The organism is Arenibacter algicola (assembly GCF_000733925.1).
GTDB lineage: Bacteria > Bacteroidota > Bacteroidia > Flavobacteriales > Flavobacteriaceae > Arenibacter > Arenibacter algicola.
This window is the reverse complement of sequence record NZ_JPOO01000003.1, coordinates 755400-781663: the sequence shown is the minus strand read 5'-3', so window position 1 is coordinate 781663 and position 26264 is coordinate 755400. Positions and strand designations below refer to the sequence as shown.

General features: G+C 39.7%; 24 protein-coding genes. 17 read left to right on the top strand and 7 right to left on the bottom strand.

What is annotated here, in order from left to right; all coding sequences use genetic code 11:
- Window positions 1–56: 56 nt before the first annotated feature.
- From U735_RS0113635 to U735_RS0113605, 6 genes are all read left to right on the top strand, one after another.
- Window positions 57–1178, top strand: coding sequence for an NAD(P)/FAD-dependent oxidoreductase (locus U735_RS0113635; RefSeq protein WP_031444353.1), 1122 nt, complete (start codon window positions 57–59; stop codon window positions 1176–1178).
- Window positions 1178–1909 (top strand): methyltransferase domain-containing protein, encoded by a 732-nt coding sequence (locus U735_RS0113630; protein WP_031444352.1) that lies wholly within the window; start codon window positions 1178–1180, stop codon window positions 1907–1909. Before U735_RS0113635 ends, U735_RS0113630 begins: the two co-directional genes overlap by 1 nt.
- Window positions 1896–2951, top strand: coding sequence for a type III polyketide synthase (locus U735_RS0113625; protein ID WP_031444351.1), 1056 nt, complete (start codon window positions 1896–1898; stop codon window positions 2949–2951). The genes U735_RS0113630 and U735_RS0113625 overlap by 14 nt, the downstream gene beginning before the upstream one ends.
- An 80-nt stretch (window positions 2952–3031) precedes the next feature.
- Window positions 3032–3481: a 3-hydroxyacyl-ACP dehydratase FabZ family protein gene (locus tag U735_RS0113615; RefSeq protein WP_031444350.1), complete on the top strand. Its 450-nt coding sequence runs from the start codon at window positions 3032–3034 to the stop codon at window positions 3479–3481.
- Window positions 3478–4755: a beta-ketoacyl-[acyl-carrier-protein] synthase family protein gene (locus U735_RS0113610; RefSeq protein ID WP_031444349.1), complete on the top strand. Its 1278-nt coding sequence runs from the start codon at window positions 3478–3480 to the stop codon at window positions 4753–4755. Before U735_RS0113615 ends, U735_RS0113610 begins: the two co-directional genes overlap by 4 nt.
- Window positions 4756–4757: 2 nt before the next feature.
- Complete coding sequence (locus U735_RS0113605) at window positions 4758–5015, top strand: acyl carrier protein (RefSeq protein ID WP_031444348.1); 258 nt, start codon at window positions 4758–4760, stop codon at window positions 5013–5015.
- Here U735_RS0113605 and U735_RS0113600 read toward each other — a convergent pair whose 3' ends face one another.
- Window positions 5016–5969, bottom strand: coding sequence for a TerC family protein (locus tag U735_RS0113600; protein ID WP_031444347.1), 954 nt, complete (start codon window positions 5967–5969; stop codon window positions 5016–5018).
- Window positions 5970–6215: 246 nt separating this feature from the next.
- On the opposite strand from U735_RS0113600, the gene U735_RS0113595 reads away from it, so the two are divergent.
- On the top strand, window positions 6216–6563 hold the full coding sequence (locus tag U735_RS0113595; RefSeq protein ID WP_031444346.1) for a hypothetical protein: 348 nt from the start codon (window positions 6216–6218) through the stop codon (window positions 6561–6563).
- A 103-nt stretch (window positions 6564–6666) separates the two neighbouring features.
- On the opposite strand, the gene U735_RS0113590 is transcribed toward U735_RS0113595, so the two are convergent.
- Together U735_RS0113590 and U735_RS0113585 are read right to left on the bottom strand one after the other, a co-directional pair.
- On the bottom strand, window positions 6667–6969 hold the full coding sequence (locus U735_RS0113590) for an HPF/RaiA family ribosome-associated protein (RefSeq protein ID WP_031444345.1): 303 nt from the start codon (window positions 6967–6969) through the stop codon (window positions 6667–6669).
- Between the two features lie 107 nt (window positions 6970–7076).
- Window positions 7077–8627, bottom strand: a complete 1551-nt coding sequence (locus tag U735_RS0113585; protein WP_031444344.1) for a M20/M25/M40 family metallo-hydrolase — start codon at window positions 8625–8627, stop codon at window positions 7077–7079.
- Window positions 8628–8797: 170 nt separating this feature from the next.
- Here U735_RS0113585 and U735_RS0113580 point away from each other — a divergent pair, with 170 nt between their 5' ends.
- The 4 genes from U735_RS0113580 (at window position 8798) to U735_RS0113565 (ending at window position 13349) form a co-directional block, all read left to right on the top strand.
- The gene (locus U735_RS0113580; RefSeq protein WP_031444343.1) at window positions 8798–10156 is read left to right on the top strand and encodes a DEAD/DEAH box helicase; all 1359 of its coding nucleotides are present in this window, start codon (window positions 8798–8800) and stop codon (window positions 10154–10156) included.
- A 53-nt stretch (window positions 10157–10209) separates the two neighbouring features.
- Window positions 10210–10425 carry a VF530 family protein gene (locus tag U735_RS0113575; protein ID WP_031444342.1) on the top strand — a complete coding sequence of 72 codons (216 nt, stop codon included), beginning with the start codon at window positions 10210–10212 and terminating at the stop codon, window positions 10423–10425.
- A gap of 187 nt (window positions 10426–10612) precedes the next feature.
- A complete protein-coding gene (gene lpxD / locus U735_RS0113570; protein ID WP_031444341.1) occupies window positions 10613–11605 on the top strand; it encodes a UDP-3-O-(3-hydroxymyristoyl)glucosamine N-acyltransferase in 993 nt (330 codons plus the stop codon).
- A 184-nt stretch (window positions 11606–11789) separates the two neighbouring features.
- Window positions 11790–13349 carry a DEAD/DEAH box helicase gene (locus tag U735_RS0113565; RefSeq protein WP_031444340.1) on the top strand — a complete coding sequence of 520 codons (1560 nt, stop codon included), beginning with the start codon at window positions 11790–11792 and terminating at the stop codon, window positions 13347–13349.
- A gap of 119 nt (window positions 13350–13468) precedes the next feature.
- Here U735_RS0113565 and U735_RS0113560 read toward each other — a convergent pair whose 3' ends face one another.
- Both U735_RS0113560 and U735_RS0113555 read right to left on the bottom strand, forming a co-directional pair.
- The gene (locus tag U735_RS0113560) at window positions 13469–14941 is read right to left on the bottom strand and encodes a c-type cytochrome (RefSeq protein ID WP_157365025.1); all 1473 of its coding nucleotides are present in this window, start codon (window positions 14939–14941) and stop codon (window positions 13469–13471) included.
- Between the two features lie 139 nt (window positions 14942–15080).
- Window positions 15081–15797 (bottom strand): pirin family protein, encoded by a 717-nt coding sequence (locus U735_RS0113555; protein WP_031444338.1) that lies wholly within the window; start codon window positions 15795–15797, stop codon window positions 15081–15083.
- A 296-nt stretch (window positions 15798–16093) separates the two neighbouring features.
- On the opposite strand from U735_RS0113555, the gene U735_RS0113550 reads away from it, so the two are divergent.
- The 4 genes from U735_RS0113550 to U735_RS0113535 all read left to right on the top strand — a co-directional run bounded on the left by U735_RS0113550 (window position 16094) and on the right by U735_RS0113535 (window position 20655).
- Entirely contained in the window at window positions 16094–17023 is a 930-nt protein-coding gene (locus tag U735_RS0113550; RefSeq protein ID WP_031444337.1) for a nuclear transport factor 2 family protein, read from the top strand.
- A 229-nt stretch (window positions 17024–17252) separates the two neighbouring features.
- Entirely contained in the window at window positions 17253–17813 is a 561-nt protein-coding gene (locus U735_RS0113545; protein ID WP_031444336.1) for a LemA family protein, read from the top strand.
- Window positions 17813–19507 (top strand): DUF2207 domain-containing protein, encoded by a 1695-nt coding sequence (locus U735_RS0113540; protein ID WP_034248481.1) that lies wholly within the window; start codon window positions 17813–17815, stop codon window positions 19505–19507. The genes U735_RS0113545 and U735_RS0113540 overlap by 1 nt, the downstream gene beginning before the upstream one ends.
- 209 nt (window positions 19508–19716) lie before the next feature.
- A complete protein-coding gene (locus tag U735_RS0113535; protein WP_031444334.1) occupies window positions 19717–20655 on the top strand; it encodes an EamA family transporter in 939 nt (312 codons plus the stop codon).
- Window positions 20656–20788: 133 nt separating this feature from the next.
- Here the strand turns inward: U735_RS0113535 and U735_RS26075 are convergent, their stop codons facing one another.
- Window positions 20789–20920, bottom strand: a complete 132-nt coding sequence (locus U735_RS26075) for a hypothetical protein (protein WP_258364888.1) — start codon at window positions 20918–20920, stop codon at window positions 20789–20791.
- 689 nt (window positions 20921–21609) lie between these two features.
- Between U735_RS26075 and U735_RS0113520 the strand changes: the two genes are divergently transcribed.
- Complete coding sequence (locus U735_RS0113520; protein WP_031444332.1) at window positions 21610–22029, top strand: OsmC family protein; 420 nt, start codon at window positions 21610–21612, stop codon at window positions 22027–22029.
- 308 nt (window positions 22030–22337) lie between these two features.
- Here U735_RS0113520 and U735_RS0113515 read toward each other — a convergent pair whose 3' ends face one another.
- A complete protein-coding gene (locus tag U735_RS0113515; protein ID WP_031444331.1) occupies window positions 22338–25292 on the bottom strand; it encodes a TonB-dependent receptor in 2955 nt (984 codons plus the stop codon).
- A 488-nt stretch (window positions 25293–25780) separates the two neighbouring features.
- On the opposite strand from U735_RS0113515, the gene U735_RS0113505 reads away from it, so the two are divergent.
- The gene (locus U735_RS0113505) at window positions 25781–26236 is read left to right on the top strand and encodes a cold-shock protein (RefSeq protein WP_031444330.1); all 456 of its coding nucleotides are present in this window, start codon (window positions 25781–25783) and stop codon (window positions 26234–26236) included.
- The last annotated feature ends 28 nt before the right edge of the window (window positions 26237–26264 follow it).

The window sequence follows — 26264 nt, the reverse complement described above, 5'->3', positions numbered from 1 at the left end:
ATAAAACCCGACGTCTATCGTCGGGTTTTTTTGTTTATTTTCTGTACCTTTTGTTGATGGATAATTTTGATGTCATTGTTGTGGGGGGAGGCCTTGCAGGTTTAACCGCAGCCATACACTTGCGAAGGGAAAACTACAATGTGGCTGTTTTTGAAAGTAAACCGTATCCCCATCATAAAGTTTGCGGAGAGTATGTTTCCAACGAAGTGATTCCTTATTTGGAGTTTTTGGGAATTTCATTGCCACAAACCTTTCAATTTAATGAAATGCTCCTGAGTCTAGAAAAGGGGAAGGCCTTGAAGGCTAAACTGCCTATGGGAGGCTTTGGTCTTAGTAGATATACTTTTGACCATCTTTTGTACAAAAGGGCAATGGATTTAGGAGTAATTGTTTTCACTAAAAGTGTAACCTCCATTAGCTATGAAAATGACAATTTTAGGGTCGGTGTGGAATCGGGTCAGGAATACATCAGCAAATTTGTTATTGGAGCCTATGGAAAAAGAGGGGTTTTGGATAAAGATCTAAAGCGCCACTTTATTCAGAAAAAATCCCCATGGTTGGCTGTAAAGGCGCATTATAAGTTAGACTCCTTTCCTGATAACTTAGTGGCTATCCATAATTTCAGGGGTGGTTACGGGGGACTTTCCAAAACGGAGAACGGGGCCGTAAATTTCTGTTATCTGGTTTCTTACGATAGTTTTAAAAAAGAGAAGGATATTACCGGTTTTAATCAGAATATTATTGCTAGGAACCCATATCTTGGCAAATTTCTAAATGATGCCGAGATCTTATTTGAGCAACCACTGACCATAGGACAGATTTCATTTCATAAAAAAAAGCCAGTGGAGAATCATATTTTTATGTGTGGGGATACTGCGGGTCTTATACATCCTTTGTGCGGCAATGGTATGGCCATGGCAATCCATAGTGCTAAAATTGCCTCGGAAGCTATACATGCTTATTTTAAAAACGGAATGCAGAATCGGTCCAGGTTGGAGATGGATTATGAAACCGAATGGAAGCATATGTTTGCCAAGAGGTTGTGGATGGGCAGGCAGTTGCAAGCGGTATTGCTGAATCCAAGGCTATCCAATTTAGCAATGGGGATATTGACTAATTCTCCCTATATTGTAAATAAGCTTATCAAAAATACCCATGGACAAATTATCCAGAGTTAATGAATTTTAAAAGACGTAGTTGCGGCAGAGAGCTTATGGACGATCCTTTATTGGATACCCTTTTGTTGCAGAAAGTTTATGCGGACATAAATAGGGTCAATACCGTTTTACAAGGTTTTTCCCTTTCCATACGGGCTATTGAAAAAATAATTCAAGAAAATCCCCAAAATTCCTATACAATTATGGATATGGGTTGTGGGGATGGGGCCATGTTGGCTAAAGTTGCCGCATTTTACAGGAACAAACCTATAAAACTAAATCTAATAGGGGTAGATTTAAATTCGAAATCTATTGCGCTGGCCAAAGAAAACTCTAAAGACTATTCCAATATAAGGTTCCTGGAATTGGATATTTTGGGGCCGGAAGCAAAAAAACTACAATGTGATATTTTACTTTGCACGCTAACCATGCATCATTTTGATTCTAAGGATATACCTCTTTTTCTGGATCAATTTGTAAAACTGAGCAGATTGGGCATTGTTATAAATGATTTGCAAAGAAGTAAAGTTTCCTATTATCTTTTTAAGCTGTTTAGCCTTATTTTTATAAAAACAAAGATTGCGAAACATGATGGTTTGGTTTCCATAAAAAGCGCGTTCACCAAATTGGATTTGGAAGATCTTTCCATTAATCTGCCCCATGTGGAACATGATATTTGTTGGAGATGGGCATTTAGATACCTATGGATAATGAGAATAAAGGGAAAACAGTTGCCGTATGGAAGGGACTAGGATAGTTGCAGTAACCAAATCATTGCCACAATACAGTAGAAACACCAAGGATATTTTACCTTTTGTGAAGAAATGGCTGTACGGACAGGATGATCGGTTACAGCGTAAAGTGCTTAAAATTTTTGAAGGGGCGGCTGTAGACAAACGCTACAGTATAATGAGCCCTGAAGAGGTTTTTGAAGCTACTTCTTTTGAAGATAAAAACAATGTCTATATCCGTGAGGTCAAGAAGTTGGGACGAACTGTTCTACAACAGGCACTTGTTAAAAGTGGGTGGTCGGCAGACAGCCTGGATTATATAATTACTGTTAGCTGTACAGGAATTATGATTCCGTCCTTGGATGCTTATCTTATTAATGATTTGGACCTCAGGAAAGATATTGTGCGATTACCCGTTACGGAGATGGGCTGCGCAGCAGGTGTTTCCGGTTTAATATATGCCAGTAATTTTTTGAGATCCAACCCAGGAAAGAGGGCGGCCATTGTGGCCGTTGAAAGTCCAACTGCAACTTTCCAGCTCAATGACTATTCCATGGCAAATATGGTAAGCGCCGCTATTTTTGGAGATGGGGCCGCCTGTGTATTGTTATCCTCGGAAAAAGACGCCAAGGGGCCAAGAATTGTTGGGGAGGAAATGTATCATTTTCCCAATGCTACACAAATGATGGGTTTCGATTTAACCAATTCGGGTTTAAAAATGATTTTGGATCCCTTGGTGCCCCAGACGATTTTTGAACATTTCCCAGAAGTCATCCATCCATTTTTAAGGAGGTATGGTAGTAGTATTGAAAAAGTGGATCATTTAATTTTTCATCCGGGAGGAAAGAAAATTGTAGAGACAGTGGAGGATTTGTTTGGTGCATTGGGCAAGAATTTGGAGGATACCCGGGAAACACTGCGTTTATATGGTAATATGAGCAGCGCCACGGTGCTTTATGTTTTAGAGCGATTTATGGAAAAGGATATCCCTAAAGGGGATCAGGGTCTATTGTTGAGTTTTGGCCCCGGATTCTCTGCCCAACGTATTTTACTGCAATGGTAATAGAGCCAAAAATTTTAAAAGTATTGGGTATTGCTTCAACTTATATGTTTAAAGTATTAATTGAAATAAAGAATTGTTAAATGCTTATTATAAATGATATAATAAATAAACTACCATATACCTATCCCTTTTTATTCGTTGATAGGATTAATATGGTGAGTGCCAATGCCATTGAAGGTTGTTACACCTTTAAAAAGGATGAATTCTTTTATAAAGGGCATTTCAAGGAGCGGCCCGTTACACCTGGGGTAATCCTTACAGAATGTTGTGCCCAGATCGGATTGGTGTGCTTGGGCATTCACTTGCTACATGTGGAAGAATTGGAAGCAAGAGATTTCCAGGTGGCTTTGAGCAGTACCGAGATGCAATTTTTGTTGCCGGTCTTTCCTTTAGAGACCGTAACCGTACAAGCGAACAAGCTTTTCTTTCGCTTTAATAAATTAAAATGTGAGGTTAAAATGTACAACCAGGAAGCCCAGTTGGTTTGCAAGGGTGTTTTGTCCGGGATGATAAAAAACAGCAATATATGAGTAGGCGGGTAGTGGTAACCGGACTTGGTATATGTGCTCCTAACGGGGTAGGCCTGGGCAATTTTTGTGATGCAATGCTAACTGGCAGAAGCGGAATTACTTTTCATCAGGAATTGGCCGACCTGGGTTTTGGATGTCAAATAGCAGGAAAACCAGAAATATCGGAAAGTTTAAAGGAATCTTATTTTACCCCATTACAATTAAAGGGTCTAAACTCAAGCGGTATTGTTTACGGTGTCATGGCCGGAACGGATGCCTGGATGGATGCAGGTCTGGACAAGGCAAATAAGGATCAACCTGATTGGGACAGCGGAATTATTTTTGGAACTGGAATTTTGGGAATAGACAAGCTAAGGGAATCCATCCAATTAATAGATGATAATAATACCCGCCGTTTGGGCAGTAATTCCGTAATGCAGACTATGGCCAGTGGCATAAGTGCTTATCTCGGTGGAATTTTGGGATGTGGGAATCAGGTTACTACAAATTCTTCGGCATGTGCAACGGGCACTGAAGGAGTAATTATGGGAATGGAGCGGATAAGGGCGGGAAAGGCAGAAAGGATGTTGGTAGGGAGTTGTAACGACAGCGGACCGTATATTTGGGGTGGATTTGATGCTATGCGTATACTTCCCTCCAGTTACAACGACAATCCGGATGAGGCCAGTAGGCCAATGAGTGCCAGTGCCTCTGGTTTTGTTCCGGGAAGTGGGGCAGGAGCCATGGTGTTGGAGTCATTGGACAGCGCATTAAAGAGAGGGGCCCGGATATATGCGGAGGTCTTGGGAGGAGCAATCAATAGTGGTGGGCAGCGAGGTGTAGGCAGTATGACGGCTCCTAATAGTCAGGCAGTACAGAGATGTATACTGGAGGCATTGAAGGATGCAGGGGTAGAAAAATCTGAAGTGGATGTTATTAATGGGCATTTAACGGCAACATCAAAAGATGCCGAAGAAATTAGAAATTGGAGCAAGGCCTTGGGGCGCGCGGGCAAGGATTTTCCCTATATAAACGCTACAAAGGGGCTGGTAGGACATTGTCTGGCCGCTTCGGGCAGTGTGGAATGTATAGCTTCCCTGCTACAATACCGAGAGGGATTGGTATTTGGGAATAGAAACTGTCAAGACCTTCATCCCGAGATCCTAGAATTGGTTGATGCTTCGAGAATACCCATGAAAACAACTTCCCATAAACCTAAAATAGTGGCAAAAGCAAGTTTTGGATTTGGAGATGTAAATGCCTGTGTTATCTTTAATGACTATAAAGAAATGTAACAATGGGGAATGATCAACATTTTGTGCAACTGAAGGATATCGTTAAGACTTATCTTCCTGAAGATGTTCCTATAGGCGCCATTGGGGAAGACAGTAATTTTGTCAAAGAACTCAATATCAATTCGGCCAATTTGGTTGATATTGTCCTGGATGTAGAGGATGCATTTGGGATACGTTTGGAAAATGAGGATATGGACAAAATGCATACCGTAAGGGATGCTTTGAATATTATTACTCAAAAATTACAGGATAAGAAATAATTAGCTTTTTTCCTTATCTTTTTCTTCAGAGATGAGCAGTGAGGAAATTATTCCCCCCACCAAGGATACTGATATCACCGTAAGGGAAACCCACTCTGGGATTTCGATATGATGGGAGAACAACATTTTTAAACCTACAAAAGCTAAAATCACTACCAGGCTATAGTTGATATACCTGAATTTTTCCAGCATTCTGGAAATGAGGAAATACATGGATCTCAAGCCCAATATGGCTAAAATATTGGAACTAAAAACTATAAAGGGGTCGGCAGTAATGGCCAAAATAGCAGGGATGCTGTCCAGTGCGAAAAGAATGTCCGTAAGTTCAATTACTACCAGCGCAACAAAAAGTGGTGTAGCGGCCGTCACTCCCATGCGCTTTACAAAAAAGTCGTGGCCCTTTATGGTTGCCGTTATGGGGTAAATCTTTTTTAACCTTTTAAACACGAAGGATTTTTTGGGATCAAATTCACTATTGTCCGATTTCAGCATTTTAAAGGCGGTGTATAGCAAGAATACACCAAAGACATAAATGATCCAATCAAATTTATTAATTAGGGCAACCCCAAAAATGATCATTAAGGCCCTGAAAACAATTGCTCCCAATATGCCCCAGAACAATACCCTGTGCTGATAAATGGCGGGAATCTTAAAAGCGCTAAATATTACGGCAATTACAAAGACATTGTCTACACTTAGCGACAGTTCAATAAGATAACCGGTGATGTACTTTAAAACAGCGTCGTTAGGGGCCAATCCAGTAGGATTGTCAAGGATATTATTGGAGAACAACCAATATATAACCCCACTAAAGCTAAGGGCCACGGTAACCCATATGGCGGTCCATATTCCTGCTTCCTTAGATTTTATTACATGTTCATGTTTGTGAAAAACACCTAGATCCAGTGCCAAAAAAATGATTATCAGACCAATAAAAGAGCCCCAAACTAACATATACTATCGTATTTAAAGGCACAAATGTAAGTATCATTTTTAAATCACAAGTGGGAACCGGTAACATTCTTTTTTCGGGTATGGAGTAGTGCATTTTGTCGGATTTTGAGGCTGTTGGGACAATGAACACATCTAGATAATCGATAGAAGGTTATAAAACACGATATACTGTATGTCTGGGCTGGATTTAAGGCGTGGAAGGATGAATAAAATGTTATAACTTTAAGCAGACACTTTTTATGAAACATGATTAAAGATATATACAGCGCTGTCATTGTGCTTGTTATGGGTTTTTTTTTGATGGACGGCTATGCACAATCTAAAGGGAGTGACACATTGGGTAAAAAGCTGAAAGTAGAAAAATGGACGGTACTGGAAAAGTATGAGCCAGACATGATATTGTCTGCCGATGATCGGATGGCTTTGAAGAAAAAGAGGATTGTTGAGGCCAGAAGAAGAAAAGATATTTTGGATACTTTGGACATTTCGGATCGCAAAAGAAAAAAATTAATGAGGGATTTGTACAAAAATCCGTTCTCCGATCGATTGATGAAAACTTTGGCCGACACTAAATTTGAAGAAGAAGACGATTGAGAAATGGGAAGCTTTGTTTATATTTCCAATATTGGCCAATAAAAATGCCCCAGTAGGATTCACTTCTGGGGCATTTTTAGTATTCCGATTTCTGGACTTCAGGTTAGTGGGTTTTCATTTTTCCTTTTCTTTTCTCCAATTGTCTTTCAAGTTCATCTACAGAAGCGGCGATGGAAACTTCAAATTTGGAGTTGGTGGACTCCGCAAATAATCTAGGGCCTGGGGCACTTAGCCTTATATTGCATATCAACCCGGTATTTGGTGAGGAAGTATTCTCTTTTTTAAAGAAAACATCGGCACGCACTATAAAATCATATTTGTCTTCAAGTTTTTCCAACTTTTTGGTGGCCAATTCTTCTAAACGGGCACTGGCTTTTACATCATCATATACAAAATTGATAGTCATATTTAATTGTTTTTAAGTTAACAGACCTAAGTAAGATCTGGTATAAATTCTGGAATTTAAGTTAGTCTTTATTTTTATTAAACCCAAGGGAAATTTATGGTAAATTCTTACAATCCTCCTTTCCTTTCTGGGGAACGCGGAGCAGGCCAAATGAATTCTTCCCCAGTTTTAGGATCAACCGGTAATATTCTTTTTTCCCTAGAAGCCGTTTCCGGGTCTTCACTAGCCATATAAGTTAATATTGCGGTAAGGATTACATTGTTCTTTAAATCGTCAAAAACAATCTTGTCATAGGTATCCCTATTGGTGTGCCAGGTATAGTTCCAATAAGACCAGTTTAAGGAACTAAGAAAAAAGGCTGGGGCTCCCGCGGCGATAAACGAGGCGTTATCCGATCCTCCGCCTGCCGGCATTCCAGGAAATGTGGTCTCTATATGTTGGGTTATTTCATCCGGTACGGCGGACAGCCATCTTGGAATGTAATCATAGGATTTGGCGAACCCGCCTCCGGATATTTTTACTACCCTCCCGGTTCCATTATCCTGATTAAAAACAGCTTGCACTTGGCCCACTATTTCAGGATGATCCTCTACATAGGCCCTAGAACCGTTCAGTCCCTGCTCTTCGCTTCCCCAATGGCCAACCAAAATGGTTCTTTTGGGATTGGGGTATAATTTTTTAAGTATCCGCATGGTTTCCATCATGACCAAGGTACCGGTTCCGTTGTCCGTGGCCCCCGTCCCGCCATCCCAAGAATCAAAATGTGCCGATAATATAACATATTCATCGGGTTTTTCCGAACCTTTTATCTCTGCTATGGTGTTAAAGGTAGGGACGGCACCGAGCTCCTTGGACTTCGCCAAAATTTTTATTTTGGGATGATTGCCATGCTCTACCAATCTGTATAGCATGGTGTAGTCTTCCAATTCCAAATCTATAATGGGTATTTTGTCCGTATTCGCACCAAAAATTTTGTTCGCCCCAAAACCTTTGGACCAATAAGAACTAACTATTCCCACAGCTCCAGCTTTTTCCAGGGCAAGTGGTAGTGACAACCTGTTATATCCTATGCGTTGCATATTTTTTGACCATTCATTTTCTTGGATCTCCCTATTTTTTTTCATTTTATCATAGGACTCCGGAGTTGCAAATTCTTCCCAGTTATAATCCGGCCTCCCGGTAGGCTCCTTCATGGAGATCATTACCATCTTGCCTTTAACGCTTGGTAGCCATTTATTGAATTCCGCCGAATCCGCAACTGTGGGCAAAACCGTTAGTTCTGCAGTAATACCTTTGCGCCCAGTGCTTGGGCTCCATGCCAATTGCGTTCCCTTTAAGGTTTGTATTCTTGGTGAGACCATGTCTATATGTGTTATTCCCCGTTCCCAGCCCCTCCATTGGCCCCATTGTTCGTTTTTGGCGGCAATTCCCCAGTTGGTGTATTTGGTAAGTGCCCAATCATGGGCCTGTTGCATCTGTGGTGTGCCTACCAGCCTAGGGCCAATGACATCCAGTAATTCATGCCCCAAGGTTTCCAGTTGCGAATTTCCATAGACTTCGGACACTATTTGGGATACAATTTTATCTGTAGTTTGGGTAAAGCTGGCATGGGTAAAACAAAATAAATGTAGGGCCAATAGTAAGTACGCCTTTTTCATATTTAAGATTTTGGATTGTTCTTGGGGTTCAAAATAATAATTATCCCAAAGTTAAACTCGAGAATTAGGTTTTAATTAAGAATCCATTTTATCCAATGAATATGGTCAACTAAGGTGGGAACGGCAAATATGAAGATTATAAACTCTACCTTTGTCCAAAAATATTGGGAATGAGTACTTTTTCGGATTTTAATATATCTAAACAATTACATTATGCAATAGAGGATTTGGGCTTTTCAGTCCCGACTCCCATTCAGCAAGAGGCCTTTTCCGTAATCATGTCAGGAAAAGATATAGTAGGGATAGCGCAAACAGGTACAGGGAAAACTTTTGCCTATATGTTGCCGCTTTTACAGGAGTTGAAATTTTCGAAACAAATTAACCCCAGAATATTGATATTGGTGCCAACAAGGGAACTGGTGTTGCAGGTGGTTGCCAATATTGAAGCGTATTCCAAATATATGACCGTTAGAGTTTGCGGTATTTATGGCGGGGCAAATATAAATACCCAGCGGCAGGCAGTAGCCCAAGGATGTGATATCCTGGTGGCTACCCCAGGTAGATTGTATGATCTTACATTGGATAGGACCGTTAAGCTTAGGGATGTCAAGAAATTGGTGATCGATGAGGTCGATGTTATGTTGGATCTAGGTTTTCGTTTTCAGATTACCAATATTTTTGAACTAATGCCACAGAGAAGACAGAACATCATGTTTTCTGCTACTATGACAGAGGAGGTTTCCAAATTGATAGAGGACTTTTTTATTGGACCGGTAAAAATATCGATTGCCGTTAGTGGGACACCATTGGAAAATATTGAGCAAGTTGCCTATGCCGTTCAAAACTATTACACCAAGGTAAACCTTTTGGCCTTTCTTTTGAAAGATAAGACCATTTATAAAAAGGTGTTGATTTTTGTTTCCAATAAGAGAAGTGCCGATAGGTTGTTTGAGGCCCTTAAGGGAGATTTTGGCGATGAGGCAGCGATAATCCATTCCAATAAAACACAGAATTATAGAATTAGGTCCATCAAGCAATTCGATGAAGGAAAAAATAGGATATTGGTTTCTACCGATGTAATGTCCAGAGGTTTGGACCTGGAACAAATTACACATGTTGTCAATTTTGACACTCCTACATATCCTGAGAACTATATGCACCGAATAGGTAGGACGGGAAGAGCGGAGAAAAAAGGAAACTCCTTGTTGTTGTACACAGAAAAAGAGGAGGAGTTTAAAAATGCGATAGAGAAATTAATGGATTATCAAATTCCGTTGTTGGAGTTTCCGCAGGAGGTAAAGATATCCGAGGAATTGGCACCAGAGGAGCGACCCAAAAACTTGGAACACAACAATCCTGTGAGTGCGGCCGAACTGGAGGCCCGTGGGGCCGCATTTCATGAGAAAGCGGAAAAGAATAAAAAGATAAACCAAGGTGGATCCTATAAGAGGGAAATTGCAAAAAAATATAAAAAGCCAATTACAAGAGGAGATAAAAATTTCGCCAAGAAAAATAAAAAAAGAAAATAGTATTTAGTTGTTAATGAAAACTATAGTACATTCTACTTAACAATTTACTTAATATGAATACCAGTAAGGATCCTTTGCATGGCATTACCTTGGCCGCTATATTAGACTCGTTGGTGTCCCAATATGGGTGGGAGGAAATGGGTGCAAGAATCAATATTCGATGCTTTACTCATGACCCCTCCGTTAAATCCAGTTTAAAATTTTTAAGACGGACTCCTTGGGCACGTGAAAAGGTGGAACAATTGTACATAAAATCGCTAAGGAAATAGTTGGGAAGAATGGAAACAGAGTAATTTTCAGGTGACAAAAAAATCAATACCACCTATCAATAAAATTTATTTTGTAAGCCTGCGAAGCAGAAAATTAACAATATAGTTTGATATTTAACGCTATATTTAAATATTTGGCAGGAAATTAATCAATGTTATAGCAATAAAACAATAACGAAAACATTAAATGAAATCATTTACAGTTACAGAAATAAGTGAGCTTTTGAATGGGGAGCTCATTGGGGGGTATAATAAGCCAATTATTGGTGCCGAACAAATAGACAGGGCCAAAGATCAGCAAATTACATTTATTTCCAGTAATAAATATGCGCGACAATGGGATTCTAGCGGCGCCAGTGCCGCTATAGTGTCCAATGCCGTGAAAATGCTTCCTGGTGCGGATAGGGCTTTTGTCAAGGTGGCAAATGCCGACTTGGCCATGGCCAAATTGCTGGAGGCTTTTCAGCCGGAGCCACCTGAATTATTGGAAGAAATACACCCTAAGGCTACTATTCACGAAACTGCAGTTTTGGGTAAAGGTTGTAAGATTGGAGCAGGTAGTTATGTGGGTAAAAATGTAGTTTTGGGAGATGGGGTAATCCTTTATCCCAACGTGACCATTTTTGATGAGAGTACTGTTGGTCATCATACCGTAGTTTGGTCGGGTACCGTTATTAGGGAGCGCAGCATTATTGGGAATAATTGTATTTTCCATACCAATGTGAGTATTGGGGCGGATGGGTTTGGCTATAGACCAAGTGAGGACGGTAGAGGTTTGGTGAAAATACCCCAAATAGGGAATGTTGTAATCGGCAATTATGTTGAAATTGGGGCCAATTCCTGTGTTGACCGTGGAAAATTCAGCTCCACAATCGTAGGTGATGGGTGTAAGATCGACAATTTGGTCCAAATAGCACATAATTGTGTATTGGGACGATCCTGTATTATGGCAGGGCACAGTGGTTTGGCTGGTTCCGTAACCCTGGGCGATGGTGTAATAATAGGAGGGAGTGCTTCCATTAAAGATCATACGACCATTAATTCTGGTGCTGTTGTAGGGGCAGGTTCCGGGGTGATGAATGACGTGCTTCCCGGAAAAACCGTACTAGGTTATCCGGCTACGGATTCCAGGGAAATGCTTAAACAATGGGTGGCGCTAAGAAACCTGGCCAAGAACTAAAAGTATTGGGTCATCAAGTTATGTTGCGGCCCGATTTTATATTTAAGCTACCGTTTATTGTGTCCCAATATGGGCTCTAATTGGCCTGACATCGATATTCAAAAAAAAATAATCCATAAATTTTCTGTAAATATTCGTCAAACACACAACAAAGGGCTTAGTTTTGCAATCCAAAAAAGAGATTATGTCGGAGACTTTGATTGCCAATGCCATTGTAGAAAGAAAAACGGATAAGGAGCTATACAGCTATCAAAAAGGAGCTATAGACCAGATTTTTGATAAATTTGAAACAGCGCCCGATGATTATCATCTTTTGTATCAATTGCCTACAGGTGGTGGTAAAACTGTTATTTTTTCCGAAATCGTAAGGCAATATCTCAAGCACCACAATAAGAAGGTGCTGATCATGACCCACCGTATAGAGCTTTGCAAACAAACTTCTACCATGCTCACCAGTTTTGGGGTAACCAATAAAGTTGTGGATAGTAAGGCCAATCTGGACGATCAGGAGGAATACAGTTGTTTTGTGGCCATGGTGGAGACATTGAACAACAGGCTACAGGACGATAAATTGGATATTTCCGATGTTGGCTTGGTAATTATTGATGAGGCACATTATAATTCCTTTACAAAACTGTTCAAGTTTTTTGAGAAATCATTTGTTTTGGGAGTTACGGCTACCCCTTTGAGTTCCAACAAGGACTTGCCCATGAAAGACAATTATGATGAATTGATCGTAGGGGAAACAATAGAATCCCTTATTGAGAATGAGTTTTTGGCACGGGCGGAATTCTATTCCTACAATATGGGACTAACTTCTTTGGAAGTAGGGTCCAATGGGGATTATACAGTAAAATCGTCTGAGGATCTTTATAATAATAGCCAGATGCTCAGTAAGCTTTTGGAGGCTTATGAAAAACACTCCAAAGGTAAGAAGACCTTGATTTTCAATAACGGTATTAACACTTCCCTACACGTTTATGAGACTTTTAGGGCTGCCGGCTATCCAATAGCTCATTTGGACAATACTGCTACCAAGAAGCAGCGTAAGACCATCTTAAAATGGTTTAACATGACGCCTAATGCTATTTTGACGTCCGTAAGTATTTTGACCACCGGATTTGATGAACCTACCATAGATACCATAATATTGAACCGTGCAACTAAATCCTTGACCTTGTATTATCAGATGATAGGTCGTGGTTCCAGGATTTTGAACAATAAATCTACCTTTTCAGTAATTGACCTAGGAAACAATTTCCATCGCTTTGGTCCCTGGGGGGCAGATTTGGACTGGCAGACCATTTTTAAATCACCAAATTTTTATGCTGATAGGCTTTTGAGTGATGAAGAGCTGGAGAGCAATTTTAAATGGGAGATGCCAGAAGAATTGCGGGCAGAATTTGCCAATTCCGAGGAGGTGTATTTCGACATCAAGGAAACTTATGTGGATTCCATTAAAAATGGGGAAACATCCAAGGTGGTATTGGAGCGTTCTATAGCCCAACATGCCAGAATATGTGTGGAAAACAGTGAGGATGTATATGATGCCCTGGCACTCTCAAAAATGTTGGGTCCGGATATTGATGACAGAATTCAGCGTTATGCCAAATGCATTAGCAAAAGTACCTATAACTTCCTGAAGTGGTTAACGGATGACTATCATAAAAAATTAAGTACACATTTGCGTCAAAACTTCGATACTATTTACGAAGATATTCACGGTAGGCCACCAGAAGAATAAAAATTCCTTAAGTCTATTTGATTGTGGTAAATACCACTGCAAGTGCCAAGTAAATTTTCTTTACGGGGTATATATTAGCTTGTTTTTTTAAATTAATTCAATACTTGTAAAGTGTTGAGTTACAGTGTTTTTAGATATTCTATTAATGCGGATCTCTCAGAATCTGTCAAATGGTCGCCAAAGGTGTGACCTGAATTTCCATATCCCTTTAAAGTAGTGTCGTAAGTGTTCTTATCAACTTTGGTCTGTTCGATAGAATAGATCCAGCCTACTTTAGTTTGGTCGTAGTCGGTATTGTCAAAAGACCTGCTCCACCTTGTGGGTCTGTTCTGGCTGTTCAAGACATCCTCCAAGGTAGGCACGGATCCATTGTGGAAGTAGGGGGCCGTTGCCCATATACCATCCAAGGGCGGGGCAATATATCCGCCTTCTGCCTTTATCTGTAAATTATTCCCATGCGTACCGAACCATCCTGAATTGAACCAATCCATAAAATAATTGTTCATGGGGGAGGATTTAGTGTAATGATCGGATAATTCCGGGTCGGTCCCAACGGACTTTAAAGTCACAAGTAAATTAGGGTAGGTTGGGCTGTTTCCATAGGTGCCGTGACAGGTTGCGCAGGTATTTTCAAATAATTGTTTGCCTTGTTGTGCTAAATCTTGATCTACGGAAAATGGATATTCCGGAGCTTCCAAACTCTGAATATAGGCCAGTACATCTACCATTTTAGCGTCTATTTCAGCAGCCTTTGTTGCGTCACCCATGGTCAGCAGGCTGGAGCCGATAAAGGACTTGCAAAAATCAAGGCGACCAATGGCGCTGTAAAACATGGCATTCTTTTTCTTTAACAGCCACCATGCCGGCACATCGGATGGAATCACCTCCTCTGGGATGTCTACCAATGGGGTGTCCTGCCATTCCAAAGTATTTTTATCCCGATGCGCTATTAATACCTGGGCAATTTTATCTGCGGGATTGGAACCTCTGGTTTGTGTAATTGTCCTGGGGCCAATGGCAACTATGCTCTTTCTAAATTGGTCGTATGCCTGCCATTCGGCGCTATCCTCTCCACCATACAAGGCTCTGATACCGGAATTCAATAGGGCTATATTACTTGCCCGGTTAACCGTAAAATCGGAGTCATGGCTCCCTAGGCCAATAATAAATTCATTGTCTATGGTGGCGGCATGGCATGCCAGGCAATTGGGGCCAACCACTCTTGCTCCATTGGTGGCGGTTATGGCGGTATAATCGTAAGGCAGGTTTGCGTTGTCCCCAGTTCTGTTGAGGCGGTTATCTGGATTAACGCTGATCCCTAGCAAAAATGCGTCATAGGGAACCCCGGAACTCATATAGTTGCCAGAAATTAAATATTCGTATCCAACAGAAGCGTTTCCTGTTCTTTGGGGGTTGTTGGGGATTGGACTGCTTTCTATTAAGGGTTCTTCCACTTCGGGCTCTTCGTCCGGTTGATCGGTAGGTTTTTCATTTACCACAATATCTATTAGTTCATCTTTACTCTCTTTAGAGCATGATAACGGGAGAAGAAATAGGAATATGACGGAAAGAAGGAGTTTGCTTTTTTTCAAAACACAGGTCTTATAGGTATATAACTAATCCTTTAATTTAGGGATAATTTGGGATATATAGTCCTGTGGTTATACTAAATTCGATAAACCGCCTATCACCTCGGCCAAAGGAGAATGCAATGATTTGGTTAATGTGATTTTAAATTTGTGCCATTGGAACTTCCATTAATAGTACTTTGCTGGGTGCTGTTGCAGTAAGCTCAATTTGGTCGGTATCCCATATTCCCATTCCGTCTCGTCTTTTTAAGGCTTGATCCCCAATGGAAACCTCGCCTTCCAGAACAAATATATATAGACCATTACCGTTCTTATTTAAAGTATAAGTTGAAGTATTTTCTGTTTCAAAATCACCCAAGGAAAACCAAGCATCCTGATGAATCCATACTCCCTGCTCCGTTTTTTCGGGAGAAAGGATTTGGTAAAAGGAATTTTTAGTAGCCAGATCACGGGTAGAAATTTGATCATATCTAGGAGTTATATTTTGTGTTTTTGGAAACACCCAAATCTGCAGAAATTTAACCTCTTCATTTTTGTTTTTGTTATACTCGCTGTGAAAAACACCGGTTCCAGCACTCATCACCTGTACATCACCTTCTTTGATAACGGTGGTATTTCCCATACTGTCCTTGTGTTCCAAATCTCCTTTCAAGGGAATGGAAATGATTTCCATGTTCTTGTGCGGATGTTGACCGAAGCCCTGCCCTCCAGAGACGGTATCGTCGTTTAGCACCCTAAGAACTCCAAAGTTCATACGCTCCGGGTTGTGATAATTGGCAAAACTAAAGCTGTGGTAGGAATTTAGCCAACCGTGATCGGCATGTCCTCTGCTCTCTGCTGTATGTAGAATAGTTTTCATGATATTTTTTTGTTTGCCCAAAATTAAAAATCCATTGCCGAACTTCCATTGATCTAGGATAAGTAATATAATTATCTTAAGGTTGATAACAAACGACAACGATTTCTTGGTTTCTCTAATTATGGATAGGTATTGGTAGAAGGTATCAAGAATTGGATAACTAATAGTCATGTTTCGTACAAAAAAAACGTGCATTCGTCCTTGGTGCCAAAAAAAAATGCAGAAATCTAATTTACTTCAGGCTATATGGATATAGTATTATGTCTAAACTCTAATAATTTAAGACCAATATTAAAATGAAAAAATCAATTTTAATAGCTATGGTACTCGTAGTAGTATTTGGCTATTCACAGAAGAAAAAAAATGGGACCATTTATCTGGAACATCCTGCAATTGGAGTAGTTAATGAAATTATGGCAGCCTTTGTGGCAGGCGATTCGGACAAGGTTGGAACTTATCTTACCGATGACTTTATGGCCTATAACGGGTTTAGTACCAATAAAGATGATAAAGGTACTACGAAGGAAGAATTCCTGAAACGGGTAGATTTTTGGAAAAACAATATGTCTTACCTATCAATGGAACCTACGGCAGGATCTTATCCCGATGCTTTGGAATATAAAGAAAGCGGGGTTTGGGTACAAACTTGGGACCATATAAAAGGGATGCATAACAAATCCGGCGTCAAATTGGATATGCCTTACCATAGGCTCTATAAACTGGATGAGAATAATAAAATTAAAAACATGATCGATTATTATGATAATGATGTTATTTGGGAAGTGAGAAGGAGTTTTAGTGATCGACAAAATGGTACCATTTATAATCATCATGACAATATTAATACGGTGAGGAAAATGATGCATGCATTCGAATTTAATGATATGGATACGGCATATAGTTTTTTTGCCGATGATGCTAAATTTTATAGTTTGGAACTTCCTGATGGAGAGTCTCTTAACTTGGATGAGATAAAGGAACGCAATAGGCAATTAATGGAAGCCTATGATTTTGATAGTATAGATGAGACCGGTTATCCCGACTATTTGGAGTACGATATGCAGGATGCGAAGGTGGTACAATCATGGTGGAAATTTAGATTGACAAGAAAGTCGGACGGTAAAAAAATAATTTTACCTGCCCTATATCTTCATGATTTTGACGAGGAGGGAAAAATCATAAGATCGATTGCCTATGTCAGTACCAAAGTTTTGGATGCCAAATAGCATAAAAATTTAGGTAAGGAAAAGAGCGCACACGACGCTCTTTTTTTTGTTTAATTAGATTAGAATAATTGTCATAATGTAGTGGTTTAATCAAACAAACGGCATTATACACCTTTTTTATCATATACCCAGGGTCCAATTTTAGAATGTAGTCATTAACCTTATTGACCAAAGAAAAAATAAAGTAACTTAGTGTAGCCTTATTCACAATAACTAAAAAAACCGAACCATGGTTACATTAATTATTTTTTTGGGAATCCTTGCTTTGATTGCCTTGTTCTTAGTAAATGTTTTCAATCGCTTTGCCACACTTAGAAATCTTGTCAAGGATGCTTGGAGCAATATAGATGTGGCCCTAAAAAGAAGGTACGATCTTATACCGAATTTAGTAGAGACCGTAAAAGGATATGCCAAACATGAAAAATCTACCTTAGAGGCTGTGATAAACGCCCGTAATGCGGCTATGGCGGTCCCTTCTGGTGATATCAATGCCCAGATAAAGGCAGAAAACCAGCTTCAACAAAGTTTGAGAAGTATCTTTGCTTTGGGGGAAGCCTATCCAGATCTTAAGGCCAACACCAATTATTTGGATCTGCAACAAAAGTTAAATGAAATTGAAGAAAATCTTGAACGTGCCAGAAGGTACTATAATGGTTCTGTGAGAGAAAACAACACTTATGGGGAAAGCGTACCAGGGGTGCTTGTAGCCAGTTTATTTAAATATCAACATTTCGATTATTTTGAAGCAGAGGAGGCAAGTAGGGCGAATGTAAAAGTAGATTTCTCTTAATGAAAAATACCTATTACTTACTTTTGGTTCTTTTGACCATAAATACGGGATTGGCCCAGGATTTTACGGTTAAGAATTACACTGTCGACATTACGGTTCATGAAGAAGGTTATTTTGACGTAGTGGAAAACTACGATCTTAACTTCGAAATCCCCAAACACGGTATTTATAGGACTATTCAAACAAAATATGACCTAATCGATTCCAAGGGTAACGAATCTACACGCAAGATCAGGATTAGTAAGATAAAGGTTCCAGATTACAAATTTGAAGCTCCGTTCGATTTTGTACAAAAGATGCAGGACCAATTGGAAATCAAAATTGGGGATAAGGATATTACCCTGGTGGGTCCCCAGCATTACGAAATAAAATACAGGGTCCATAATGCCTTTCTTTTTGAGGATTCGCATATCCGGTTTTATTGGAACATTAAACCGGAGGATTGGTTGGCCGATTTTCATCAGGTCAGTTTTACCATTAGACTTCCGGACAATGTATATCCCGGCAAGGAAAATAGCTTTGTTTACACTGGGGATAGGGGTACTTCCTCTATAACTTCTGCCATGCAATTATATTATACAGATAATGAATTCTCGGGAACAAGCAAGGCTGGCTTTGTATCCCATCCCGGACAAAGTGTTACAGTATTGATCAATCTTCCCTTAGGATCGGTTAAGGAAGAGAAACCTTTCTGGCCTTTTTGGGATAGCTATGGTTGGGTATTCCTTATTGGGATAATGCTTTTTGCATTTTTCAGGGTATGGTGGAAATTTGGCAAGGACAAACGTGTCATTGCCGCCACCAGTTATTATCCGCCGGACAGTTTAGATCCGGCCATGGTGGGTTTTTTGATCAACGATAAGGATGACAATTCCGACTTAATAGCCTTAATACCTTATTGGGGCTCAAAAGGATTGATAAGACTTGAAGAAATTCCCAAAAAAGGTCTTTTTGGATCAAAGGACACTAGAATCATACGACTTCAGTCTTTGCCACCGGATTCTCCCTCCTATGAATTGGAAATATTCAGGGGGCTGTTCGGTGACAACAACAATGTTGTTGGTACCGAAGTGCTGGTGAGTAGTTTAAAGGATACCTTTTACACCAAAATGATCAAGGCACGTAGCCAGTTAAAGGAAAGTGCGCAACCCTATTACGAAGCGGAGTCAAAAAAAATGCAGGGTATTATGTATGTAGCCTTGATTGCTTTGGCCATTGGACTTACCATGGTGGGCTTGTTCTTTTGGGGCCCTTTGGCGGCAGTGGCAATAGTTGGTTTTTGTGTCATACTGATTTTTGTCAATCGATTTATGGTCAAAAAGAATGAGAAGGGCAATGAGTTGCTGTCAGAATTAATGGGATTTAAAAGATTTATCAAGGTAGCTGAAGAAAACAGATTAAAAATGCTTTTAAAGGGTGACCCTCATTATTTTGAAAATACCCTGGGATATGCACTTGCCTTTGGTTTGTTTGATCAATGGGCCAAAAAGTTTCGAGACCTAAATATACTGCCCCCGGACTGGTACACGTCTACTTCCAGTAGCAGCCTTACCATGAATCAGTTTTCCAAATCTTTTTCCAACGCCATGGCCAGTACCAAATCCAATATGGTGAGTTCCCCTTCCAGTAGCGGAAGTTCTGGTGGAGGTTCCTCTGGTGGGGGGTTTGGTGGTGGCGGAGGCGGTAGCTGGTAAGCTCTGGATAAATTGTATGGAAATTTTTAGAGGAATGCTTTGCCGTTGCCGTATGTTGAGCTAAGTATATAAGGGTTTATCTATGAAGCTCGTAATCTAGGAATAAGGTAAAATGCTTCGTTGATTATTAAAAATAACATGGCTTCTTGGATGGGCATATTTAATAAAAGTTATACTTACTTTTGTGGTTCATTGGAAAAGTTATTTTTATGTCCAAATCCCAGAATACACTTCTAATAGTACTCGCTTTTTTTGCCATATATGTCATTTGGGGATCTACTTATCTGATGAACAAGATTGCTGTACATGAACTACCTCCATTTATGTTGGCTTCTGTACGCTTTTCGGTCGCTGGAATTTTAATTTTTATACTGTGTAAGATCATGGGCATTCCCCTGACCATAACTAAAAAACAACTACTGAATTCCATTGTTGCTGGATTTCTATTCCTAGCTTTTGGAAACGGATTTGTTGTTTGGGCACTTAAATACGTAGACAGTGGTTTTGCTGCTTTGGAAATAGCGGCACAACCCTTGGTAATTTTATTGTTAATGCGAATTCTAGAAGGGAAAAAGATTCAGACCATGTCCGTTGTTGGGGTTATTATCGGAATATTGGGAATCTATTTATTGGTAAGTCAAAATCAAGTTATAAGTCAGGAGAACTCCGTCTTAGGGATGGTCATGATATTTTTCTGTATGGTTAGTTGGGCATATGGCAGTTTGTTTGTTGCCAAGGCGGACCTGCCCAAGAATTATTTTGTCAATACAGGATTTCAAATGTTTACAGCGGGAATCATACTAATGGTAGGAAGTCTGCTCATTGGGGAAACCTGGACCCTTCCAACCACTTGGAGCAGTCCGGTTCAATATGCTATGCTGTTCCTAATCGTTCTTGGCAGTATTGTTGCTTTTACGGCATTTAACTATTTATTAAAAGTGGTTTCTCCGGAAAAAGTAGCTACTTCCACCTATGTAAACCCTATTATAGCGCTTTTGCTGGGCTGGTTTTTCTTGGATGAACAGATAACCACTCAGTCCACAATTGCGGCTATTGTGCTTCTAACTGGTGTCTATTTCATCAATACCAGAAAAAAATTGGTTTTGTTTTCTAGATTTTCAAGTCGGTATTCCCCAAAAGAGGATTAGGGGACCATTAAAATTTTATAATCCTTTTCTGTGGAATAGGGGATAGGTAAGAATGCCACAACATAAAAAAAAGCAGGTGATACCATTTCAACTGCTTTTAATTATAGAACCTTTTCCGAATAAATAACGGGAATTAGTTTAAATAGATTCTGCGCTCGGCCCAACGGTTTTTCTTGATACTTTTAAAATTTACCATTAGAATACTTTCCCCGGTCAACTGAAAATTTGTTGATTCTGATTGTGATTTGTGAATGAATGATTTCATGTTTACTGTTTTAAGTTTTTTTATTACCTGAAACGCCTCTTGGTGTTCCAAATGTTGCTTTTAGAGTTTTCAATTGTTTGCTTTACGAAATGTTTGTTAACTGTTTCCATGATGTTGATTTTTAATTGATGTTTAAATTAAGTTTTTGTTTTTTTTTGATTGATTTTGGACTACTAATTGTATCTTCTCTTACTATTCCAAATTCTACTTTTTGAAGATTCAATTGTTTGTTTTACCAGATGTTTGTTTAGAGTTTCCATGATATTTAGTTTAAAAGTGATTAATTGATTTACTACTAGAAGACGACAGATGGATAGATTTGTTACAGTACTATGTATAAAATAGTACCGTTTTAAGCAATATTTAACATTGTTGCTTTGAATTTCAAAAAGATTTAGAACCTATAGAATTGATAATCAGTTGATTATATTAATTTTAATTTTATATACTTTTTTTAATAAAACTTCAGATTGTGTGGAATGAATGTGGATTTGCAGGAATTGTGTGAATTTTAATGGATTATTATTACCTATTTAATATCTTAGAGGTTGGTGTGCTTAATTATTCATCACATATATATTAAATAGGATTTCCAAATTCCCTTACAAAAAGGAATTGTGATGGATAAGCTAGGTCAACATGGATCGAAGCGTTAAATAATAGATTGTAATAACTTAAAATTAATAGGTATGAAATTCACTAGAAAAGCAAGTGCAAACTGGAAAGGTAGCGGAAAGGATGGCAAGGGTACCTTGAGTACGGAAAGTGCCATCTTAAAGGATACCCAATATTCCTTTAAGTCACGGTTCGAAGATGGTAAGGGTACCAATCCTGAAGAATTGGTGGGAGCGGCCCATGCAGGATGCTTTACCATGCAGCTCAGCTTTTTATTGGGGGAGGCAGGTTTTACTCCTACCAATTTGGATACAGCTGCCAAGGTAAACTTTGAGGATGGGAGTATAACGCAGATTACTTTAAGTCTGAGCGGTACGGTACCGGGGATCAAATTGGAACAGTTTAAGGAAATAGCCCAAAAAGCCAAAGAAATTTGTCCCATTTCCAAATTGTTGAAAACAAATATAGTGTTGGAGGTGAGCCTACATGGCTAAGGATATACGTATTTATGGCCCCTATAGGTTAAACCCTTAGGGCCTATAATAATAAGAAAAAGCCACTGTTAAGTGGCTTTTTCCATTTTTGTGAATGCTATTTGCAATTCCTATTTAACGTGAGTTCGATATGTATTTTATTTAAAATCAGTTGTTTATGTGACATCTGTCCGGTCGAGCGGAGTCGAGACCTCATTGCAAATACATTACAGTAAAATAACCTCTCGACTCCGCTCGAGGGGACCGTAGCATTTATTATAACTTACATTAAATCAATGTATTGATAATATTTTTATGTCGAACTCACGTTATTTAAGTGTAAAATTCAGCCTGGCAAAAAGGAATCTACCACCTATTCCAAATTGTTGCGCTCTACGGGACCAATCGAAACGGCCATCACTACGGTTGCCAAATTCGTCCTTGGCCCTGTCCGGATAGATATCGAACAAATTATTGGCCCCAAGGGTCAAAGTTAGGGCATCAGTTGCCTTATACCCTACAGATAGGTCGGTAACCAATTTAGTACCGAATACCTGCTGATTGGCCACCGTTGTTGTTGCTTCGGTTACCTCTCCAAAGTATACATTTCTTAGGAAAATGATAAATTTATCCGAGGTAAGGCTGTTGGAAAGGTTTATTTTGGTCCTGGGCACTGCCTCTTCCAAATAAACCCTGCTATCCTCCGGAAAGTAGGTGCCGACCTTGCCAGCATTCCTTAGAACATCCGATGCATTGATATCTCCCACTTTCTTTGTTTTAGAGAAAGTACCTGCAAGATCCGACTTTAACCTCCAGTTGGCTCCCAAGTCGGTTCTATGGGTAAGAACAATATCCAGTCCTTTCGATTCAGTATCAATTGCATTGGCGAAGAATGAGGCTGCCGTGGCATTGGCTTGACGTAATATATTGAGTAGTTCTAACTGTGTCCCGGAATACACCGCCGGTATATCGTCCACTCCGGTTCCTTCATCCGGGGAAGGGCTAAACTGTCCTGTATAGACTACCCTATCATTTATTTTCACAAAATAACCATCCACCGTTATGGTAAGATTGGCGTCCGGTATTTTGGCGGTAAGTCCCAAACTAACACTTTGGGAAGTTTCCTCCTTCAACTGAGGAATACCCAAAAGTGTGGCCGCCCTACTGTTATTGGCAAAAGTCCCTACTTCCTGTGGATTGCCCTGGTTATCGAAAATGGTAGAAGTGGAATTAAAGTTGATTTGGTGTAGGGATGGCGCCCTAAAGCCTGTATTTAAAGCTCCACGAATATTTAGATTTTCAGTAGCCTTAAATCTTCCTGCCAATTTAAAATTGATGGTTCCACCAAAATCGCTGTAATTTTCATATCGGGTAGCGAAACTGGCTAAAAAGGCTTCCGAAAAATCGGCCTCTACGTCAAAATATCCAGCTACACTACTTCTTCCCCTGGAAAGTTCATTACTAGGTGCAAAACCAGGAAACACTTGCGAGCCCCCTGGCCTAGCACTTCCAAAAAAGTCCCTAGAGGGTGACTGGCTAGCCACAGTAATTAATTGTCCTGCACTGGTATACTGACCATAAGAAGCTTGCTCCCCAGCCACAATATCATAGTTCTCTACCCTATATTCCGCACCAAAAGCAACGTTTAAACCTGACATGACATCCTCAAAAAATTGGGTAATGTCCAAATTGGAGGTGTTCTGCATGAATGAAAATCCACCGGCATCAAAAAAGGTGGGGGAGGCGTTTTGCATAGAGGCATTATGTGTATTTCCAATAGTATATAAAAAAGAGTTCTTTCCATAGGTATTGCTCAAGTCGATGCTCCAATCACCAACCATCCCTTTTATACCAATGGATATGGATTGATCTTTAATATTGGAATTGATCTCCGGTAAAAAGCCATCAATATAAGCAGGAGTATAGGTCCTACTTTGGTTGGGCAACCTATAAAATCCGGCTGAATTGCCGGTTCTGGAACTGATCCCGGCAAAGGAGTAAAGCGTTGTACCTATATCATCCAAGGGCAGGGAGAAATTGGCAAATAAACGGCCACCGCGTAACGCAGATTGACCAACCCTCATATTATAATCACTTCTTTGTTGTGCCCTTGCCGCCAATTCATCGTCCGTAGTGTTGTTGGACAAAGGGTTGTAAAAAACAACCGTGCCATCACTATAAATTTTTGTTGGACTATGTAATTCTTCTGAGGTAAAACCACTGATAAGATCTTTATCATCCTGGGTTAAAAATGGAAGGTTTTGTGCCAAGTTAACTACATCTGAATCAGTAAGGGAGCTTAAATTTAAGCCCTGACCTACGGCCAGTCTTTCAATAGAATTATAGGCATTGAAAATTGAACCTTCCCATTCCATCATTCGGCTATATTCCTCCCGAACGTCGAAATCTCCGGAGAGGTTTATAAATCCACCATTATCGCCCAATGGTATGCCATAACTAGCGGATATGTTAGTGGTTTCCCCGTCTACGCCACCTGTTTGGTCATTGGCATTTTTGGTAAAATTGGCCCCTGTAGTAACAGTTGTGGTGAGTTCATTTACATTTTTGTTCAATATAATATTGATAACCCCAGCAATGGCATCTGAACCATATTGGGCGGCTGCACCGTCCCGTAGCACTTCTATACGCTGTATGGCAGCGGCAGGGATGGCATTTAAATCCGTTCCTACACTTCCTCTACCAAATGTCCCGTTAACATTGATCAAAGAAGAGGTATGCCTTCTTTTGCCGTTGATCAGTACCAAGACCTGATCTGGTCCCAATCCTCTAAGGGAGGCCGGATCAATATGATCTGTACCGTCCGATATGGTCTGGGTATTGGAGGTGAAGGATGGTGCCACATAATTTAATATCTGGTTTAGATTCACTTGGGGAGCCACATTGTTCAGTTCCGTCATGTCTATGACATCTACGGGAACGGTACTTTCGGTGGCAGTCCTATTCGGATTACGGGAACCTACAATAATTACTTCTGATAGGGCCACACCCGAAGTGAGACGTATGTCCATCACGGAATTGTTGACCGTTACCGGTAAGGTCTCAAATCCAATATAGGAAACCACCAAAACATCACCCATCGAGGCTTCTATGGTAAAGTTGCCATCGAAATCCGTGGTGGTACCTGTGGTGGTTCCTTTAATTACTATGGATGCACCGGGCAAAGGTGTTCCCTCTTCATCCAAAACTGATCCCGTTATTTGGGCGTTGGTAAAACCAACCATCCCAAAAATGAAAATCACTGCAATAAAGTAATACTTTTTCATATATGAGTTTTTTGAGTTTATATGCTTAGAAGTTAAGGATTTTTGAGGTGAATTGTAAGAAAAATTCCTAAAAACTGAGGCAATCATTTAAAAATTAGGACTATATGAATGCGTTTGTTACCGGAAGCAAGGGTATTGCTTAGGGATTGGAAGTACTGGTTGGCTTATGACAATGGTATTGGACCAGATATTTTAAAGAAGAATTAATACAGAAATTGTAATTTCCTGATTTTTATCCCAAAATCCTGAAAATCATGCCCAATTTTCTTTAATCAGGATAAAAAATTGGGGAACTAAATTAAAATATTTGAAATACTAGCCTTATATTTGTTGAAGTTTAAAGAGTTGCGCATTGACCTGTAATCACCATTGCTGCTACTAAATTCTTGGGTAGATAAAATTAGATTCATTTTTCTTTTTCAAACACTCGTTTAGTATTTCAACCGCTGCTCAGACGAGATTTACAATTTATAACTTTAAAAAAAACAATGGCAAAATCGCAACAAACGTATAGTAAAAGTGAAAAAGAAAAGAAGCGTCTAAAAAAGCGCGAAGAAAAACAAAAGAAAAAGGAAGCACGTAAATTGGAGTCGAAGGAAAATGGACCGGGTATCCAATTTGCCTATGTTGACCACGACGGAAATTTAACGGATACACCGCCAGATCCCTCTAAAAAAATAAAAATAGACGCCTCTACCATTGAAATTGGGGTGCCCAAAAGAGATGATAGCGATGTGGAAGAATTCGACCCTGTTAGAAATGGCAAAGTATCCTTCTTTGATACTTCCAAAGGATTTGGATTTATAATCGATACTGAAAACCAAGAAAAATATTTTACCCATGTTAGTGGGCTCATAGATGAGATTGCTGAAAATGACAAGGTTTCCTTTGAACTGGAAAAGGGACTGAAAGGTATGAATGCAGTACGTGTAAAGAAAATTTAGTACCCTAGCCAAATTCCATAAGGGATTT

Bases quoted from the DNA above. Each gene is read 5' to 3' on its own strand.
- U735_RS0113635 (WP_031444353.1), top strand. From the start codon at position 57: ATGGATAATTTTGATGTCATTGTTGTGGGGGGAGGCCTTGCAGGTTTA.
- U735_RS0113630 (WP_031444352.1), top strand. From the start codon at position 1,178: ATGAATTTTAAAAGACGTAGTTGCGGCAGAGAGCTTATGGACGATCCT.
- U735_RS0113625 (WP_031444351.1), top strand. From the start codon at position 1,896: ATGGAAGGGACTAGGATAGTTGCAGTAACCAAATCATTGCCACAATAC.
- U735_RS0113615 (WP_031444350.1), top strand. From the start codon at position 3,032: ATGCTTATTATAAATGATATAATAAATAAACTACCATATACCTATCCC.
- U735_RS0113610 (WP_031444349.1), top strand. From the start codon at position 3,478: ATGAGTAGGCGGGTAGTGGTAACCGGACTTGGTATATGTGCTCCTAAC.
- U735_RS0113605 (WP_031444348.1), top strand. From the start codon at position 4,758: ATGGGGAATGATCAACATTTTGTGCAACTGAAGGATATCGTTAAGACT.
- U735_RS0113600 (WP_031444347.1), bottom strand. From the start codon at position 5,969: ATGTTAGTTTGGGGCTCTTTTATTGGTCTGATAATCATTTTTTTGGCA.
- U735_RS0113595 (WP_031444346.1), top strand. From the start codon at position 6,216: ATGATTAAAGATATATACAGCGCTGTCATTGTGCTTGTTATGGGTTTT.
- U735_RS0113590 (WP_031444345.1), bottom strand. From the start codon at position 6,969: ATGACTATCAATTTTGTATATGATGATGTAAAAGCCAGTGCCCGTTTA.
- U735_RS0113585 (WP_031444344.1), bottom strand. From the start codon at position 8,627: ATGAAAAAGGCGTACTTACTATTGGCCCTACATTTATTTTGTTTTACC.
- U735_RS0113580 (WP_031444343.1), top strand. From the start codon at position 8,798: ATGAGTACTTTTTCGGATTTTAATATATCTAAACAATTACATTATGCA.
- U735_RS0113575 (WP_031444342.1), top strand. From the start codon at position 10,210: ATGAATACCAGTAAGGATCCTTTGCATGGCATTACCTTGGCCGCTATA.
- lpxD (WP_031444341.1), top strand. From the start codon at position 10,613: ATGAAATCATTTACAGTTACAGAAATAAGTGAGCTTTTGAATGGGGAG.
- U735_RS0113565 (WP_031444340.1), top strand. From the start codon at position 11,790: ATGTCGGAGACTTTGATTGCCAATGCCATTGTAGAAAGAAAAACGGAT.
- U735_RS0113555 (WP_031444338.1), bottom strand. From the start codon at position 15,797: ATGAAAACTATTCTACATACAGCAGAGAGCAGAGGACATGCCGATCAC.
- U735_RS0113550 (WP_031444337.1), top strand. From the start codon at position 16,094: ATGAAAAAATCAATTTTAATAGCTATGGTACTCGTAGTAGTATTTGGC.
- U735_RS0113545 (WP_031444336.1), top strand. From the start codon at position 17,253: ATGGTTACATTAATTATTTTTTTGGGAATCCTTGCTTTGATTGCCTTG.
- U735_RS0113540 (WP_034248481.1), top strand. From the start codon at position 17,813: ATGAAAAATACCTATTACTTACTTTTGGTTCTTTTGACCATAAATACG.
- U735_RS0113535 (WP_031444334.1), top strand. From the start codon at position 19,717: ATGTCCAAATCCCAGAATACACTTCTAATAGTACTCGCTTTTTTTGCC.
- U735_RS26075 (WP_258364888.1), bottom strand. From the start codon at position 20,920: ATGAAATCATTCATTCACAAATCACAATCAGAATCAACAAATTTTCAG.
- U735_RS0113520 (WP_031444332.1), top strand. From the start codon at position 21,610: ATGAAATTCACTAGAAAAGCAAGTGCAAACTGGAAAGGTAGCGGAAAG.
- U735_RS0113515 (WP_031444331.1), bottom strand. From the start codon at position 25,292: ATGAAAAAGTATTACTTTATTGCAGTGATTTTCATTTTTGGGATGGTT.
- U735_RS0113505 (WP_031444330.1), top strand. From the start codon at position 25,781: ATGGCAAAATCGCAACAAACGTATAGTAAAAGTGAAAAAGAAAAGAAG.